General features: G+C 63.6%; 12 protein-coding genes. 9 read left to right on the top strand and 3 right to left on the bottom strand.

The features are described from left to right. Positions 1-197: 197 nt before the first annotated feature. Together LIN44_RS05480 and LIN44_RS05475 are read left to right on the top strand one after the other, a co-directional pair. Complete coding sequence (locus LIN44_RS05480; protein WP_227313862.1) at positions 198-1,487, top strand: O-antigen ligase; 1,290 nt, start codon at positions 198-200, stop codon at positions 1,485-1,487. Then, complete coding sequence (locus tag LIN44_RS05475) at positions 1,484-2,575, top strand: glycosyltransferase family 4 protein (RefSeq protein WP_370641620.1); 1,092 nt, start codon at positions 1,484-1,486, stop codon at positions 2,573-2,575. Before LIN44_RS05480 ends, LIN44_RS05475 begins: the two co-directional genes overlap by 4 nt. Before the next feature lie 5 nt (positions 2,576-2,580). Here LIN44_RS05475 and waaA read toward each other — a convergent pair whose 3' ends face one another. The 3 genes from waaA to LIN44_RS05460 are packed head-to-tail and all read right to left on the bottom strand — an operon-like array spanning position 2,581 to position 6,342. After that, on the bottom strand, positions 2,581-3,870 hold the full coding sequence (gene waaA / locus LIN44_RS05470; RefSeq protein ID WP_227313861.1) for a lipid IV(A) 3-deoxy-D-manno-octulosonic acid transferase: 1,290 nt from the start codon (positions 3,868-3,870) through the stop codon (positions 2,581-2,583). Then, entirely contained in the window at positions 3,870-4,976 is a 1,107-nt protein-coding gene (gene waaC / locus LIN44_RS05465) for a lipopolysaccharide heptosyltransferase I (RefSeq protein WP_227313860.1), read from the bottom strand. The genes waaA and waaC overlap by 1 nt, the downstream gene beginning before the upstream one ends. Then, positions 4,957-6,342 (bottom strand): phosphomannomutase/phosphoglucomutase, encoded by a 1,386-nt coding sequence (locus LIN44_RS05460; RefSeq protein WP_227313859.1) that lies wholly within the window; start codon positions 6,340-6,342, stop codon positions 4,957-4,959. Before LIN44_RS05460 ends, waaC begins: the two co-directional genes overlap by 20 nt. A gap of 124 nt (positions 6,343-6,466) precedes the next feature. On the opposite strand from LIN44_RS05460, the gene LIN44_RS05455 reads away from it, so the two are divergent. The 7 genes from LIN44_RS05455 (at position 6,467) to LIN44_RS05425 (ending at position 15,245) form a co-directional block, all read left to right on the top strand. After that, a complete protein-coding gene (locus LIN44_RS05455) occupies positions 6,467-7,729 on the top strand; it encodes a glycosyltransferase family 4 protein (protein ID WP_370641619.1) in 1,263 nt (420 codons plus the stop codon). Continuing rightward, positions 7,726-9,045: a sugar transferase gene (locus LIN44_RS05450; RefSeq protein WP_227313857.1), complete on the top strand. Its 1,320-nt coding sequence runs from the start codon at positions 7,726-7,728 to the stop codon at positions 9,043-9,045. Before LIN44_RS05455 ends, LIN44_RS05450 begins: the two co-directional genes overlap by 4 nt. Positions 9,046-9,064: 19 nt before the next feature. Further along, complete coding sequence (locus tag LIN44_RS05445; protein ID WP_227313856.1) at positions 9,065-10,195, top strand: glycosyltransferase; 1,131 nt, start codon at positions 9,065-9,067, stop codon at positions 10,193-10,195. Continuing rightward, positions 10,195-11,469 (top strand): lipopolysaccharide biosynthesis protein, encoded by a 1,275-nt coding sequence (locus LIN44_RS05440; RefSeq protein ID WP_227313855.1) that lies wholly within the window; start codon positions 10,195-10,197, stop codon positions 11,467-11,469. Before LIN44_RS05445 ends, LIN44_RS05440 begins: the two co-directional genes overlap by 1 nt. Before the next feature lie 283 nt (positions 11,470-11,752). Continuing rightward, a complete protein-coding gene (locus LIN44_RS05435) occupies positions 11,753-13,180 on the top strand; it encodes a UbiA family prenyltransferase (protein ID WP_227313854.1) in 1,428 nt (475 codons plus the stop codon). Beyond that, on the top strand, positions 13,180-14,478 hold the full coding sequence (locus LIN44_RS05430; RefSeq protein WP_227313853.1) for an FAD-binding oxidoreductase: 1,299 nt from the start codon (positions 13,180-13,182) through the stop codon (positions 14,476-14,478). Before LIN44_RS05435 ends, LIN44_RS05430 begins: the two co-directional genes overlap by 1 nt. 2 nt (positions 14,479-14,480) lie before the next feature. Continuing rightward, the gene (locus LIN44_RS05425) at positions 14,481-15,245 is read left to right on the top strand and encodes an SDR family NAD(P)-dependent oxidoreductase (protein ID WP_227313852.1); all 765 of its coding nucleotides are present in this window, start codon (positions 14,481-14,483) and stop codon (positions 15,243-15,245) included. Positions 15,246-15,289: the final 44 nt, after the last annotated feature.

Genomic DNA, 15,289 nt, shown 5'->3' with positions numbered 1-15,289 from the left:
CTGTAACGGGTCCACCCGCTCACCCGGCTAGGATGCGGAACTCCTGGAAATGCCACCGTGGCCATCCGATATAATCGCTTCGCCCAAGCCGCTATGCCGGCGCAGGGCACCGCTCCTCAGGAGACGGCGACAATAATAAGACGGACGGAACGGCAGGCATCGCCCATGCACCCACCTTCCTCCGGAAACCTTTCTCCATGCTCTTGATGACGAGATTGCAAGGGTCCCTGCCATTGGGGATCGACAAAGCTCTGTACCTGAGCGCCTGTGTTGTCCTGGCTGCGTTTCCCGCGCTGATGTTCGTCAAGCCGTCGCTCAGCAACACCTGCTTCGGGCTGTTGCTGGGATGGAGCGCCATCGCCCTGGTTGCCGGCGGCCGCGCCGGCCTGGCCGAGTATGGCGCGATCCTGCGCCGGTACTGGCCATTCATGCTGGCCATGGCGGCGCTGCCGCTGGCTGTGCTGACCCAGCAACTGCTGACCGGGGCCGAAGACCCGCATGTGCCCTATCTATACCTGCGTTTTGCGTTGTTCATCCCATTGGTCCTCGGCATGCTGCGCCTGGGCCGGCGCGGCATGCAGAGCATCCAATGGGGCTTCGTCGCCTGTGCGCTGATATCCGCCTTGTGGCTGCACGAAGTCGCCGCGGCGGGCCGTCCCAGCCATGTGGGCTTCTCCAATGTCATTCCCTTCGGCAACCTGGCGCTGCTGACCGGCATGCTCGCCGTGATCTCCATCGGCTGGAACCGCCCGGGCGACCATTGGCTGGCGGGCCTGAAACTGCTGGCCGGCTTCGCAGGGCTGTACGCCTCATACATGAGCGGCACCCGCGGCGGCTGGCTGGCCATTCCGGTGCTGGCGCTGATCGCACTGGCGGCCTCGCGCAGGTTGTCGCGGCTGCACAAGGCGGGGGTGCTGGTGGGGCTGGCCGGGCTGATGGCGCTGGGGTGGTTCAGCAGTGCGATGGTTCAGCAGAGGACGGCTGCGGTTGTTTCGGAACTGTCTCAATTTGCTCAGCATGTAACTTCGGATACCTCGATCGGGATCCGGTTGCAGCTCTGGCGTGCGTCGCTGGAACTGTTCCAGGCCCACCCATGGACCGGCGTGGGGCCGGAACACTTCGAGACAACGCTGCAGACGCTTGCCGCCCAGCATGTCATCACGCCGCTGGCAGCCACCATGCCGCATTCGCACAATGAGCTCTTGCACGCGGCAGCAACGCTCGGCATGCCTGGTTTGCTGGCAATTCTTGCGCTTTACCTCGTGCCCGCCGCGTTTTTTCTGCGCCATCTGCGCGGAACCGATCGCGGCACGCGTGTCGCCAGCGCCATGGGCCTGGCCCTGTGCTGCGGCTTCCTGGTGTTCGGGCTGACCGAAGTCATGTTCGCCACGACACTGGTCAATGCCTTTTATAGCCTGGTCATGGCATTTTGCTTTGCCTACGTTGTCGCGCGCCAAAGCAAACTGCCGGCGCCCACGGCCCCTTGAAACCGGACTCCCCACGTCATATCTGCTTCCTGACCGGCACCCTGAACGCGATGGCCGGTGCGGAACGAATGACCGCCACTATCGCGAACGCGCTGGCCGGGCTTGGACACCACGTCACCATCCTGAGCCTCTGGGATACGTCGAGCCAGTTCCCATTGCACCCGGGCGTGCGGCATGAAGCGGTGTTCGCCCGGCGGCCGTCTTTCAAGCGCGCCTATTTCGCCACGATTGCCGGCATCCGCAGGCACTGCATCCGGCATCGCATCGATGTACTGGTGCAGGTAGACACCATGCTGGAACTGTTCGTGCTCCCCGCCACGCTCGGCCTGGGCCTGCATCACATCGCGTGGGAGCACTGCCACTTTGACGAGGACCTGGGCAAGCCGGCACGCAGGCTGGCGCGCCGGTTGGCGGCGCGATCCTGCCGGCAGGTCGTCGTGCTGACAGAACGGGACCGCCAGCGCTGGCTCCAAGCATTGCGGCCGCGCAGCGACATCGTCTGCCTGCCCAATCCCCTGCCCTTTCCCATGCCCGCTGCTCCGGCGCCGCGCGCAAGCAAGACGGTGCTTGCGATGGGGCGGCTGGTGCCGGCCAAGGGCTTCGACGTCTTGCTGCGCGCATGGCAGACCGTGGCAGCGGAAGAGCCGGAATGGCAACTGGTGATCCATGGCGAAGGCGAGGAGCGCACGCGCCTGATGGCGTTGGTCCGGGAGCTCGGGCTGCAAGGCAGCGCCAGCCTGGCTGGCGTTTGCCACGATCCGTTGCAGACCTATGGCCAGGCATCGGTGTTCTGCCTGAGTTCGCGCTATGAGGGATTCGGCCTGGTGCTGATCGAAGCGATGGCCTTCGGGCTGCCGATCGTGTCGACCGATTGCGAGACCGGCCCGCGCGAATTACTGGATCCGGCCCGGGACGCGCTGGTGGTTGCCACCGACGACGCCAATGCCCTGGCCCAGGCGTTGCTGGCCGTGATCCGTCAACCGGAACTGGCCGCAACGCTGGGTGCGAACGGCCGCCAGAAGGCCAGCCAGTTCGCGCTGGAACGCCTCGCGCAACGGTGGGATGCCCTGGTCAGGGCGTCGAACTAATCTAGTCAGCCTTCCAACGCTGGGGCAACGGCCGCCAAGGTGCGCACCGTGGCGCCCCGATGCAGGCCCGCGAAGGTCTGCGCATGCGCGCGCATCTCAGCCAGGCGTGCCGGATCGGCCAGCACGCTTGCCGCGGTACGCATCAGCACATCGGCATTGTCGACACGCAGGCACGCGCCCGCGGCAATCGCATCCTCGGTCGCCTGTGCAAAGTTGAAGGTGTGCGGCCCGATCAGCACCGGCGTGCCGACCGCGCAGGCTTCAATCAGGTTCTGCCCGCCCAGCGGCAACAGGCTGCCGCCAATAAACGCCAGGTCCGACGCAGCGAAGTACATTGCCATCTCGCCCATCGAATCGCCAAGCAACAGGTCGGCAGCCAGCGGCGAGTGCGCGCCATCAAGCTCCAGGCTGCTGCGGCGCTCGACCGAGAAACCCGCACGCATTGCCATGGCGGCTACCTCATCGAAGCGCTGCGGATGACGCGGGATCAGCAGCAGCGCCGGCCGGGGCACGCCCGGCGCAAGGGACTCCCAACGCGAGAAGGCGTCGAGCAGCATCGCCTCTTCCCCCTCGCGCGTACTGGCCGCCGCCAGCACCGCGCGCGCGCCGAAGACTTTGCGCAGCTGCCCGCCCAGCGCCACGCCGGCCGGCGCGGGCTGCATGTCGAACTTGAGGTTGCCGGTGATCTGCACCGCCGGCACGCCCAGCGCGCGAAAGCGCTCGGCATCGCCGGCCGTCTGCGCCAGCACGCCGGTAAAGTCGGCATACATCGCAGCGGCGGCGCGGCCGAAGCGTGCCGTGCGCCGATAGCTGCGCGGCGACAGGCGGGCGTTGACCAGGTACAGCGGCACGCCTGCCTTGCGCGCGCCATGGACCAGGTTCGGCCAGACCTCGGTCTCCATCAGCATGCCCGCCTGCGGCCGGAAATACCGCATGAACCGCCGCACCAGCCACGGCAGGTCATACGGCAGGTAGCACTGGACGATGCGCGGCTCCTGGCCAAACAGCTGCGCGCCGGTCTGGCGGCCAGTCGGCGTCATGTGGGTCAGCAGCAGGCGGTGATGCGGATGCGCGGCCAGCAGTGCCTCGACCAGCGGCTGGGCGGCGCGGGTCTCGCCCACCGACACGGCGTGGACCCACAGCCACGGCCCTTGTTTCGGCAGGCTGCCATACGCCCCAAGACGCTCGCCGACATGCTGCAGATAGCCAGGCTCCTTGCGGGCGCGCCAGGCCAGGCGCAGCAGCGCCAGCGGCAACACCGCCACCCACAACACGCTGTAAAGAGCCCGCAACATCAGGCAGCCACTCCGCGCGCGCGGCAAGCCGCCTCGTAGACTTCATCGACCGAGGGCACCACGCCGTCGTCGCCGACATTGGCAATGCGTTCCGACCAATAGCCTTCGGTTTTCCAGCGCCAGGTGGCGGTATAGATCTCCACGGTGGGCCGGCACAGCGCCGCGGCGATATGGACCAGGCCGGTATCCACGCCGATCACGACTTCCGCCCGGTTGATCAGGCCAAAGCCCTGCATGACCGAGAAGCGCGGCAGCACCTGGGCCCGCGGCACGCCGGCAGCGATGGCTTCGGCAGCCTGGCGTTCCTTGTCATTACCCCACGGCAACAGCATCACCAGGCCATCTTCATCCAGGCGCTTGCCGAGCGCGTGCCAGTTCGGCACCGCCCATTTCTTGCGGGCTCCCGCGGTCGCATGGAAGCACACGGCATAGCGAGCCGGCAGGCCGGCCCACAGCGGATCCTCGGCCGACAACGTTTGCGCGGCCGGCCCGAAGAACGATGGCGGCTCTGCCGGTGCGCACCCGGTCAGCGCCGCGCCCAGCAAGCGCGAGCGGCGCACCGAATGGGTCTGGCGAGGCACGGCCACCGGGTCGGTATAGAGCAGCCGCGCCGCCGGCTCATAGCCCGAGCCCTGCGTGGCATTGCCAAGCCCGATGATCGGCGCGCCCGGCGCGCGCGCGGCGACGCGTGCGACTACCGCGGTCTTCAGCAGGCCCTGGCTTTCGATGACGGCGTCATAACGCTCCCGCCGCAAGGCGTCACGCACCGCGCCGATCTCGCGCCAGGTGCCGCCCTGCAGGAGGCGCTTGCGCCAGCGCCGCAGCGCGAACGGGATCACGCGGCGCACCTCGGGCAGCAGGCGCACCAGTTCCACGTAACCTTCTTCGACGACCCAGTCGATCTCGGCACCGGGCCAGCGCGCGCGCAAGTCATGCACCAGCGGCATGTTGTGCACCACGTCGCCGAGCGACGATACCTTGACCAGCAGGATGCGCGGCCGCTCCGGCAGCGCAAAAGGCACCGCGGCCGGCATGGGCTGTGCCACACCGGCCGCGTCAGACGATGCCGCGGGCACCGTCGCGCCCTCAGAACGGGAGCTGAGCATCCGGCTTCTCGGCGAGGATCACGCGCTTGAACTCCGCCTGGATGCGTGCCAGCGCGGCGTCGTTGTCCGCTTCGAAACGCATCACCACCACCGGCGTGGTATTGGACGGACGCGCCAGGCCAAAGCCATCGGCATATTCGACCCGCACGCCGTCGATGGTGATCACTTCGCGCGCACCGTCGAATTTGGCGTTGGCGCGGATCTTGTCGAGCAGCGTGAAGGGCTCGCCCTCGGCGCACTTCAGTTGCAGTTCAGGGGTGTTGTTCGCGTTCGGCAGCGCGTTCAGCACCGCGCTGGGATCCGCATGGCGCGACAGGATTTCCAGCAGCCGGGCGCCGGTGTACAGGCCATCGTCAAAGCCGTACCAGCGGTCCTTGAAGAAGACATGGCCGCTCATTTCGCCGGCAATCGGGGCACCGGTTTCCTTCAGCTTGGCCTTCACCAGCGAATGGCCGGTTTTCCACATCAGCGGCTCGCCGCCGTGCTGGCGGATCCACGGCGCCAGCTTGCCGGTGCACTTGACGTCGTAGATCACCTGCGCCCCGGGGTTGCGCGACAGGATCTCTTCAGCGAACAGCATCAACTGGCGGTCCGGGAAGATCACCTGCCCGTCCTTGGTCACCACGCCCAGGCGGTCGCCGTCGCCATCGAAGGCCAGGCCCAGTTCGCAGTCGGTTTCGCGCAGGGTCTTCATCAGGTCCTGCAGGTTCTCAATATGCGCGGGATCGGGATGGTGGTTGGGGAAGTTGCCGTCGACCTCGCAGAACAGTTCGACCACTTCACAGCCAAGTCCCCGGAACAGGTCGCCGACAAAGGCGCCGGCTACCCCATTGCCGGCGTCGAGGGCGATCTTCATCGGCCGGGACAGCTTGACGTCGCCCACGATGCGATCGAGGTACTTCTGGCGCACATCGACTTCCTTGTAGGCCCCTGCGCCTCGGGTGAACGCGCCGGCCTCGATGCGCTTGCGCAAGTCCTGGATCTGCTCGCCGTAGATCGCCCGCCCCGCCAGCACCATCTTGAAGCCGTTGTAGTCGGGCGGGTTATGGCTGCCGGTGACCATGATGCCGGAGGCGGGGCGTACGCCGTCGATCTCGATATTGGTGGCGAAATAGACCATCGGGGTGGCCACCATGCCAAGGTCGAGCACGTCCAGCCCGGTGGCGCGCAGGCCCTCGACGAGGCCGCCGATCAGGTCCGGCCCCGAAAGCCGGCCGTCGCGACCGACGGCGATGGAGGTTTCGCCGAGCTCCACGGCGGCGGAGCCGAACGACAAGCCGATCTGGCGCGCGACGTCGCGGGTGAGCGTTTTGCCCACGATGCCGCGGATGTCATAGGCTTTGAAGATGGAAGGATCGATTTGCATGTAGGGTCCTGAGTTGCTTGTCGTCCGCGCCACACCTTGCCAGCTGGTCGGTGCGACGCCCCAAAGGCAGCTATTTTGCCGGATTGCGGCGGGCCCGGGCGGTATAATCGCCGCATTATCACGGATGGACACAATTTTCGGAGTCTGTCCTACATCCGGCGGTGTCATGCCCCACGCTCAGGGGTATTTTGTGCTGCCGCGGGACCCGCGGCGGACACCATCCGTCACGAAACGTACAGAGCCTTTGAATCCATCTGCGCAACCGTCGCCCCGACCTCGCATTGCCTACCTGATCACCAATGCGGAGATCGGCGGAGCACAATCGCACGTCGCCGACCTGCTGCGCTCGACTGCCGGCAAGGCAGACACCGTCCTGTTGGCAGGCGGCGAAGGACCGCTCTTCGAGATCGCGGCACGCACCGGCGCGCAGACCATTCGGCTGACACGACTGGACAATGCCCTGTCGCCCTGGCGCGCGATCCATGCCTTGCGTGAACTAGTCAGGGCATTGAAGCAGGCCGCGCCGGACCTGATCCATGCGCACAGCGCCAAGGCGGGCGCCCTGGGCCGCATCGCCGGACTGGTGCTCGGCATACCCGTGGTCTATACCGTCCACGGTTTTGCCTTCAAGCCCGAAGCCCCGCCGCGCCAGCGCATCGCCGCACGCGTGGCGGAATGGTTGCTGGCACCGCTGGCGGCGCGCGTGATCTGCGTCGCGGACGCCGAACAGCAGCTGGCCCGCTCGCTCCCCCTTCCCGCCGAACGTGTTTCGGTCATTCCAAACGGCATCCCCGACACGCCCCATCGCGCCGAGCCGCAGGCCCCTTTGCGAAGAATCGTGATGGTCGCGCGCTTTGCCGCACCCAAACGCCAGGACGCGGCGATTCGCGCGTTCGCGCGCGCAGGGCTGGAATCCTGTGTGCTGACCCTGGTCGGAGACGGTCCGCAGCGGCACGCCATGCAGCACCTGGCGCAACAGCTTGCCCCCGGGCGCGTGGAGTTCGCCGGCAACGTCACGGAAGTGCCGGCGCTGCTGGCTTCGGTCCAGGCCTTTGTGCTGGCGTCGGACCACGAGGGCTTCCCGCTGTCGGTGCTCGAGGCGATGCGGGCCGGATTGCCGGTCGTGGCCTCGGACCTGCCCGGCATTCGGGAGCAGCTCGACGGCAACCGGTACGGCGTGCTGGTCGATCACGATGACGAGCAGGCGTTCGCCGAAGCGCTGCGCCGCCTGGCCGACGACAGCGCCCTGCGCGCGGCGCTTGGCCACGGCGCGCGCCAGCGGTGGGAGCAATGCTATGGACTGGAGCGCATGACCGACGCGACCTGGTCCGTCTACCGCGACGCTCTCGCCCAATCGCCCCGTGCCGCGCGGGTATCGACGTCATGACCATCAAGACCGACAGCATGCGGCACCGCGCCTTGCGCATGCGCACCGGCGGCTCCGAGACCGTGCGCCGCGTCAGCCGGATGGTGGCCTGGGCGGTGCTCGGCCTGGCGCTGTTCGCACTCAGCGCGGTCGGCGCCGAAATGGCGCACCGCGCCGGCATCGTGACCTACGTGTTCACACGCACGTTGCTATGGTCGGTCATGCCATACCTGGTCGCATTCATGCTGCTGCATCGCTCGCTGCACCTGCCGGCCATGGAGGGCAACAGCCTGGCAGGACTTGCCGCGACGCTGCCGTTCTGCGGCCTGCTCTTTGTGTTTGCCGCCTTCCATATCGAATATTCTCGCGGCGCCCTGCTGCTGTCGTACCTGATCACGCTGGCGTGGCTCTGGACCGGCTATCGACGCTTCGTGCAGAACTACGTGCCGCTGTTCGGCTATACCGATCCGGGTACCCTGGCGCAGCTGGAAGCCATTCTGGCCATGCCCGGCGCCGCGGCGCCGGCCCGCATCCGCTTCGAACCAGTGGGATCGCTCGAAGACGCCAGGCACTTCGATGGCCTGATGGTAGAGCGCAGCGCCACCGGCGACCCCGAACGCACGCGCCTGCTCGCGCATTACAAGATGAGCCATGTCCGCATGTACTCGGTCGAGCGTGTCGGCGAAATGCTGACCGGCCGCGTCGGACTGGCCCACATCGACGAGAACTTCCTGGACGACTACGCCGCGCACTACCTCTACGGCTACCTGAAGCGCGCCATCGATATCGTCGCCGTCGCCTGCCTGGCACCGCTGGCCGTGCCGCTGGGACTCGCCGTCGCGCTGGCTATCCGGCTGGAAACCCCCGGCGGTGCGATCTTCCGGCAGGAGCGCGTGGGCCTGTTCGGCAAGCCCTTCGTCATGCTCAAGTTCCGCAGCATGGGCGTCGACGCCAGCGCGCCAGCCTTGTTCGCAGCACGCCGCGATCCGCGCGTGACCCGGGTCGGACGCATTATCCGCAAGTACCGCCTGGACGAGATCCCGCAACTGTGGAACGTGCTGCTCGGGCATATGAGCCTGATCGGCCCGCGGCCGGAGCAGGCGCCCATGGTCGACCGGTTTTCGGAAACCATTCCCTATTACCCGTACCGCCACCTGGTGCGGCCCGGCCTCTCCGGCTGGGCCCAGGTGCAGCAGGGTTACGCCGGCAGCCATGAAGAGACCGTGACCAAGCTCAGCTATGACCTGTATTACGTCAAGCACTGCTCGCTGGCGCTGGATCTGCTGATCGGGGTAAAGACGCTGAGGACACTCGCGACCGGTTACGGAGCACGGTGACAGTCCAGCTACCCCGCATATGCGCATTCTACTTCTCTGTACCGGACTGAAGACTGGCGGCGCCGAACAACAGGTAGCCGGGTTGGCGCAGGCGTTTATACAGGAAGGGCATGACGTAGCAATCGTAAGCCTCACGCCAGGCTGCGAAGTAGCGCTGCCGGCGCGCGCCACGATCGTGCACCTCAACATGCGCAAGACCGTCACATCGATGATGCGCGCACTATTGGAACTGAACCGGTTTGTCCGGCAATGGCAGCCGCAGATCATTCATGCCCACATGGTGCACGCCAACCTGCTGGCACGCGTCCTCGCGGCAGTAACGGATGCGCCCCCGGTTATCTGCACGGCGCACAGCGCGCGCGAAGGGGGCCGGCTACGCATGCTGGCCTACCGCCTGACTGATCGGTGGGCGGCGCTGAACTCGCATGTTAGCGAAAGTGCCAGGCAGGCGATGATCGACGCGGGCGCTGTGGTGCCGGAGCGAATCGTGGTCGTTCCCAACGGCATCGATACTGACCGTTTCCTCATTGACCCGGAGTTGCGTCAGACCACGCGAAAGGCTCTGGGGCTAGATGCCGGCACTAAACTGGTAGTCAATGTTGGCCGGCTGGTGCCAGAGAAGGCTCAACTCAGGCTAATCCACGCATTTTCCCGCATGATTCAAGCACCCGGCCATGCCGACACCAGGCTGCTGATAGCTGGTGAAGGCACAATGCGCAGCGAGCTGGAAATGGCTATGCGCCGGCATGATACCGTCGGCTCCATCACTCTTGCCGGCAATCGCAGAGACATCCCTGCTCTCCTCAACGCCGCTGATTTGTTCGTGCTCTCATCAGACGTGGAAGGCATGCCGCTCGTTGTGGGGGAAGCACTCGCCTGCGGCTGTCCCGTGGTAGCCACGGACGCTGCCGGCGTGGCTGAATTGGTTGGCGATGCCGGGACAATAGTTTCGTGCGGTGACACACCTGCTCTCGCCCGCGCTATGTCCGACGCCTTGGCAGTGGGCTTGGGAACGCCTGCTGAACAGGCACGCCGCTACCAGCGTGTGCTGGCGCACTGCAGCCTGGAGGCGGTCGCGCGCAGTTGGCTCGCGCGCTACGCGGCACTAGCAAACGCTCATGGTGACGTCGCTTGCGAGGGGCCGACGTAATGCGACGGCAAGTTGCTGGGAATCTTGCATGGATGCTTGCTGAACGATGCCTCCAGGTTGCTGGCGGCATCGGGATCGTTGCCATGCTTGCTCGCGGGCTGGGGCCCGACGGTTTTGCGCATTTTCAGTATGCTCAGGCGGTGGTGTATATCGCAGCTTCTGTGGCGCTGATCTGCGGGAGCGAAGTGGCCGTTCCGCGCTTGGTCGCAAATACTGATCAAGTTTCACAGCATCGCTTGTTGATCCATGTTTTTGGCTTACGCCTTGCAGCTGGTGTATTTGCTTACCTACTGATATGCGCATACCTGCTCTTCACGGGCCAGGGCCTTGATATCTGGGCGCCGACATTGATCCTGGGTGTCGCAGTTATGCTTCGCGAACCGTTTGGGGTAGTGACTGCCTGGATGCAATCACGCACCTCGACCCGTCCCAACGCCATTTTCAACCTAGCGTCCTTGGCAATCAAGGCAGCTTGCGTGGGGCTGCTGTTCCAAGTCGGCAGTCAAGACGCTTCTGCTTATGCAGCCGCCTTCTCCGTTGAGGCCGTCATGGTCGCGCTTCTGCTGACTTGGTACTACCTTCCCCGAGCACCAGGCACTAACGTAACGCTTGATCCGGCCCTCGCACGCGAACTACTACGAAATGGAGCGCTGTTCTGGGTAAGCTTCATGATGATGACGGGATCTCGACGGGTAGACCAACTACTGCTCAAGCCGCTGGTACCGTTGACAGAGTTTGGCGCCTATGCCGCCTCCATGCAGATCCTGGATAACTTTGTTGTCCTTGCCACAATCTTGGCAGCTGGCGTTGCCCCGATGTACGTTTATGCAATCCCCACTTTCGCAAAGGCGCGCCAGAACATCATGAAAATCGCAGGCGCGATGCTTACGGTTGGACTGGTGGGCGGACTGTCCATCGCCGCCTGCGCGCATTGGATTGTTGAGTTGCTCTACGGTTCGGCATTTGTTGCAGCGGCCCCCCTCCTGCAGTTGGCTGCTCTGGCTTCGTCACTCATTTTTGCTGATATTGCGTTGACCCTATTACCGATCTACATGCGCCGGCCGCATCTGGTTGCCATTAAATGGGCGTTAGTGTGCGCCGTCACGATAGCCATTGATGCAGTGACCATCCCCGCCTTTGGCGCACACGGCGCTATCTTGGGATACGCGGTGGCAAATCTGGTAGCCGTGATTTTCGGTGCCTTTATCTGGATGCGACAGCAACCGACGGCGCTCCCGCGGCAGGAGACCAGTGCCCCGTCTCTGCATGGATGACGCCGCCCCTGAACGGCCCGATGCCGTGACTTACACACAACTGAAGTTGGCTATGTGGATTGCACTTAACTTATCGATCGCCAATACATAGGGCGATCCGTTAAAATGCCGCAGCGTTTAGGAAGTTGCTACTGGCAGGCACATCCAAAAACAACGCTGTGCTTTCTGGCAAGCTACGCCGCAAGAAGAAAAGCGTACACGGACTACAGCGCACAATTCTGGATGCGCCCAGCCGTAAGTCATACACCGAAGCAAATACAAGGCAAATTCTAGGGAGGGGTTCGTGGTCGCCACGCCACTTGTAGTCGACTTGGACGGAACGCTGATTCGTACGGACATGCTGCACGAATCGGCGCTACGCGTATTGCGTGACAGTCCGGCAGACATTTTGCGCATGCCGCTTTGGCTTTCGCGAGGAAAAGCTGTACTGAAAGAGCGCCTGGCTGGACTTGTAGATATTGATCCCGCGTCCCTGCCCTATAACACGGAGTTACTCGACTGGCTTAAAATTCAAAAAGCTGAGGGTCGCAAGTTAATTCTGTGCACAGCATCAGACAAGTCGCTGGCGCTTGCCATTGCCGAGCATTTGAACATGTTTGATGAGGTTATGGCGAGTGACGGCGTCACGAACTTAGCTGGCCCCAATAAGGCCGCCGCTCTCCACCAGCGTTTTGGGCAAGCAGGCTTTGATTACGTCGGTAATTCGAGCGCCGACGTCACGGTCTGGCGCTGCGCACGCAACGCCATCGTGGTAAATGGTTCGGCCAGTCTCGCCAAGGCTGCAAGCGGCTGTTGCAAGGTTGAGCGCGTATTTCCTGCGCAAGGCCTCGGCTTCACGGCGTGGCGCCGCATGCTGCGTGTGCACCAATGGCTCAAGAACCTCCTGCTGTTCGTGCCAATGTTCGCGGGACATGAACTGAACAACGGCACCACTTGGATGGCAATGATCCTCGCGTTCTTTTCTTTCAGCGTTTGCGCGTCATCCGTCTACATCGCAAACGATCTGCTCGACCTGGAAAGCGATCGCCAGCATCCGCGCAAGAAATTCCGACCTTTTGCTTCAGGCCAGGTTCCTGCGTGGGTAGGCGTGATAGTAGCGCCAGCGCTGCTTCTGATCAGCATTGCGCTGGCACTATTCGTCGGTGGCAATTTCCTGCCCTGGCTGCTTATCTACTTCATCGTCACCTGTGTCTACTCTCTGGCGCTCAAGCGAATCATCCTGATTGATTGCATGGTGCTAGCCTTGCTCTACACGCTGCGTATCATTGCTGGTGCCGCTGCGGCAACGCTTCCGATGACGTTCTGGCTACTGGCATTCTCCATTTTTTTGTTCCTTTCGCTAGCGTTCGTCAAGCGCTACGCCGAACTCGAGGTTCAGTTGCAGAGTGGAAAGCAGAAGGTCCACGGCCGTGGCTACTACACTTCCGATGCCTCGCTGATCCAGTCACTCGGGATCGGCTCGGGCATCGCTTCGGTACTGGTTCTGGCGCTCTACCTAGACAGCAATTCGGTCTTAGTGCTTTACCAGACGCCAGAATTCGTCTGGGGCGCAGTGCTTGTTATGCTGTTCTGGATCAGTTGGATGTGGATGAAGGCCCATCGCGGAGAAATGCATGACGATCCGCTAATCTTCGCCGTCAAGGACCGCGCCAGCCAGGTTGCGGGGCTTGCCTTTGCAGCGGCACTGATTGCGGGAACGGTGAGTTGGTAATGACCACTATCACTTCGTGGGGTCGCCTTGGCAGCTGGGAGCACGACGTCCAGATGCTGACCCAGCGCTCGAGCATCGCCAGCCACCTCACCGGACCGCGCCCAGGCCTTGCGCATGGCATGGGTCGCAGTTATGGCGACGTGTGCCTAAACCCTGGAAACGTGCTGTGGAAAACCACGGCACTGGATCACTTCATTGCCTTCGACGAGACGCAAGGCAGAATTGTCTGCGAAGCCGGCGTGCTTCTGCGCGATATTCAGCAGCTTGCCGTACCGCGCGGGTGGATGCTACCGGTGACACCGGGCACGCAGCTGGTAACCGTCGGCGGCGCCATCGCAAACGATGTGCATGGCAAGAACCACCACGTGTTCGGCACGTTCGGGGACAACGTCCGCCGGCTGACTCTCGTGCGTACCGATGGAACCCAGTACGAATGCAGCCGCAACGAGAACGCGCCCTGGTTCGCCGCCACCATCGGCGGCCTCGGACTCACCGGCGTCGTTGTTACTGCCGAACTGCAATTGCGTCGAGTCAGCGGCCCATGGCTCGATACAGAGACAGTGCCGTACGCCAGCCTCGACGAATTCTTCGAGATCGCGGACGAATCCGAAGCCGAATGGGAACACACCGTGTCCTGGATCGACTGTCTGAGCGGTGGCAACCAGCGCGGCTTGTTCATGCGCGGCAATCCGAGCGAAGCAGAGAACGGGCCGCCGCCGGAGTACCGGGTCAGAACCATGCCGTTCGTGCCACCGGTATCTCTAGTCAACGGCTTGACACTACGTCCCTTCAACATGGCTTATTTCCATTTTAACAAGTGGAAAGCAGGCCGCGGCGTCGCCCACTACGAGCCCTTCTTCTATCCGCTCGACAATCTTCACGAGTGGAATAGGATGTATGGACCGCGCGGATTCTTTCAGTACCAGAGCGTGGTGCCGCGCTCTGGGGGGCGCGACGCCGTGCAGGCGATGTTGCAGGAAATCGCCCGCTCTGGTGAGGGTTCGTTCCTCGCCGTACTCAAGACGTTCGGCGAACGTATTGCACCCGGCATGCTGAGCTTTCCAGAGCCGGGCGTGACGCTTGCGCTCGACTTCCCCAACCGGGGAGAAAAGACCACCGCGCTGTTCAAGCGTCTAGACGCCATCGTCCGCGGAGCTAAGGGGCGCCTTTACCCAGCCAAGGACGCCCGCATGCCACGCGACCTTTTCGAATCCGGCTACTCACGCCTCACGGAATTCCTTCCCTATCGTGACCCGGGCATCAGCTCCGCGCTATCACGTCGACTCTTGGGACACTGACCTTGCAGAACCAGAACAAACGAATCGTAATCGTTGGTGCGACCTCGGCTATCGCCGAACACTGCGCACGCAACTGGGTCATCGAACCGGGCGCAGATCTCACGCTGGTGGTCCGCAACCGCAGCAAGGCAGAAACTATCGCCACTGATCTGCGAGTGCGCGGCCCAAGCGCGTCGGTTCGAATAGTTGAGACGGACTTCGCCAATGCCGCCGCAATACGCCGGCTCGCAGACTCGCTGGCCGCAGTTGGGCCCCTCGACATCGTACTGATCGCGCACGGCACATTGCCCGACCAAGCCGAGTGCGAACAGGACCTTGAAATGGCAAGCGAAGCCATGCACATCAATGGCATCTCTCCGGTGTTGTTCGCCGAAGCCTTCGCCGGCAAGATGGCTGGCGTCAACCGCGGCACGCTAGGCATAATCGGCTCCGTCGCCGGTGATCGTGGCCGCAAGTCCAACTACATCTACGGCGCCGCAAAAAGCTTGGTGACCCGCTACGCACAGGGCCTGCAGCATCGCATGGCATTGGCGAAGCACTCTGGCGTGAAAGTCGTGCTGATCAAGCCAGGGCCTACCGCGACACCGATGACTGCACATCTCACCACACAAACGGTCAAGATGGCCCGGGTAGAGGATGTCGCAAAATGTATTGTCAATGGTATGGCTACGGGGAGGCCGGTAGTTTACGCACCACGCAAGTGGGTAGTGATCATGATGGTGATCCGCCATTTGCCACGGTTCGTGTTTAATCGGATGGATATCTGACGGCCATCGCAGGCAGTAAGAAATCCGCCCGGTTGGCGCGATAG

Source organism: Cupriavidus sp. MP-37 (assembly GCF_020618415.1).
Classification (GTDB): domain Bacteria; phylum Pseudomonadota; class Gammaproteobacteria; order Burkholderiales; family Burkholderiaceae; genus Cupriavidus.
This window is presented reverse-complemented; position numbering and strand designations above follow the sequence as displayed.

What these genes read in the sequence shown, in the direction of transcription:
- LIN44_RS05480 (WP_227313862.1), top strand. Translation starts at nt 198, where the DNA reads ATGCTCTTGATGACGAGATTGCAAGGGTCCCTGCCATTGGGGATCGAC.
- waaA (WP_227313861.1), bottom strand. Translation starts at nt 3,870, where the DNA reads ATGTTGCGGGCTCTTTACAGCGTGTTGTGGGTGGCGGTGTTGCCGCTG.
- waaC (WP_227313860.1), bottom strand. Translation starts at nt 4,976, where the DNA reads ATGCTCAGCTCCCGTTCTGAGGGCGCGACGGTGCCCGCGGCATCGTCT.
- LIN44_RS05460 (WP_227313859.1), bottom strand. Translation starts at nt 6,342, where the DNA reads ATGCAAATCGATCCTTCCATCTTCAAAGCCTATGACATCCGCGGCATC.
- LIN44_RS05455 (WP_370641619.1), top strand. Translation starts at nt 6,467, where the DNA reads ATGGACACAATTTTCGGAGTCTGTCCTACATCCGGCGGTGTCATGCCC.
- LIN44_RS05450 (WP_227313857.1), top strand. Translation starts at nt 7,726, where the DNA reads ATGACCATCAAGACCGACAGCATGCGGCACCGCGCCTTGCGCATGCGC.
- LIN44_RS05445 (WP_227313856.1), top strand. Translation starts at nt 9,065, where the DNA reads ATGCGCATTCTACTTCTCTGTACCGGACTGAAGACTGGCGGCGCCGAA.
- LIN44_RS05440 (WP_227313855.1), top strand. Translation starts at nt 10,195, where the DNA reads ATGCGACGGCAAGTTGCTGGGAATCTTGCATGGATGCTTGCTGAACGA.
- LIN44_RS05430 (WP_227313853.1), top strand. Translation starts at nt 13,180, where the DNA reads ATGACCACTATCACTTCGTGGGGTCGCCTTGGCAGCTGGGAGCACGAC.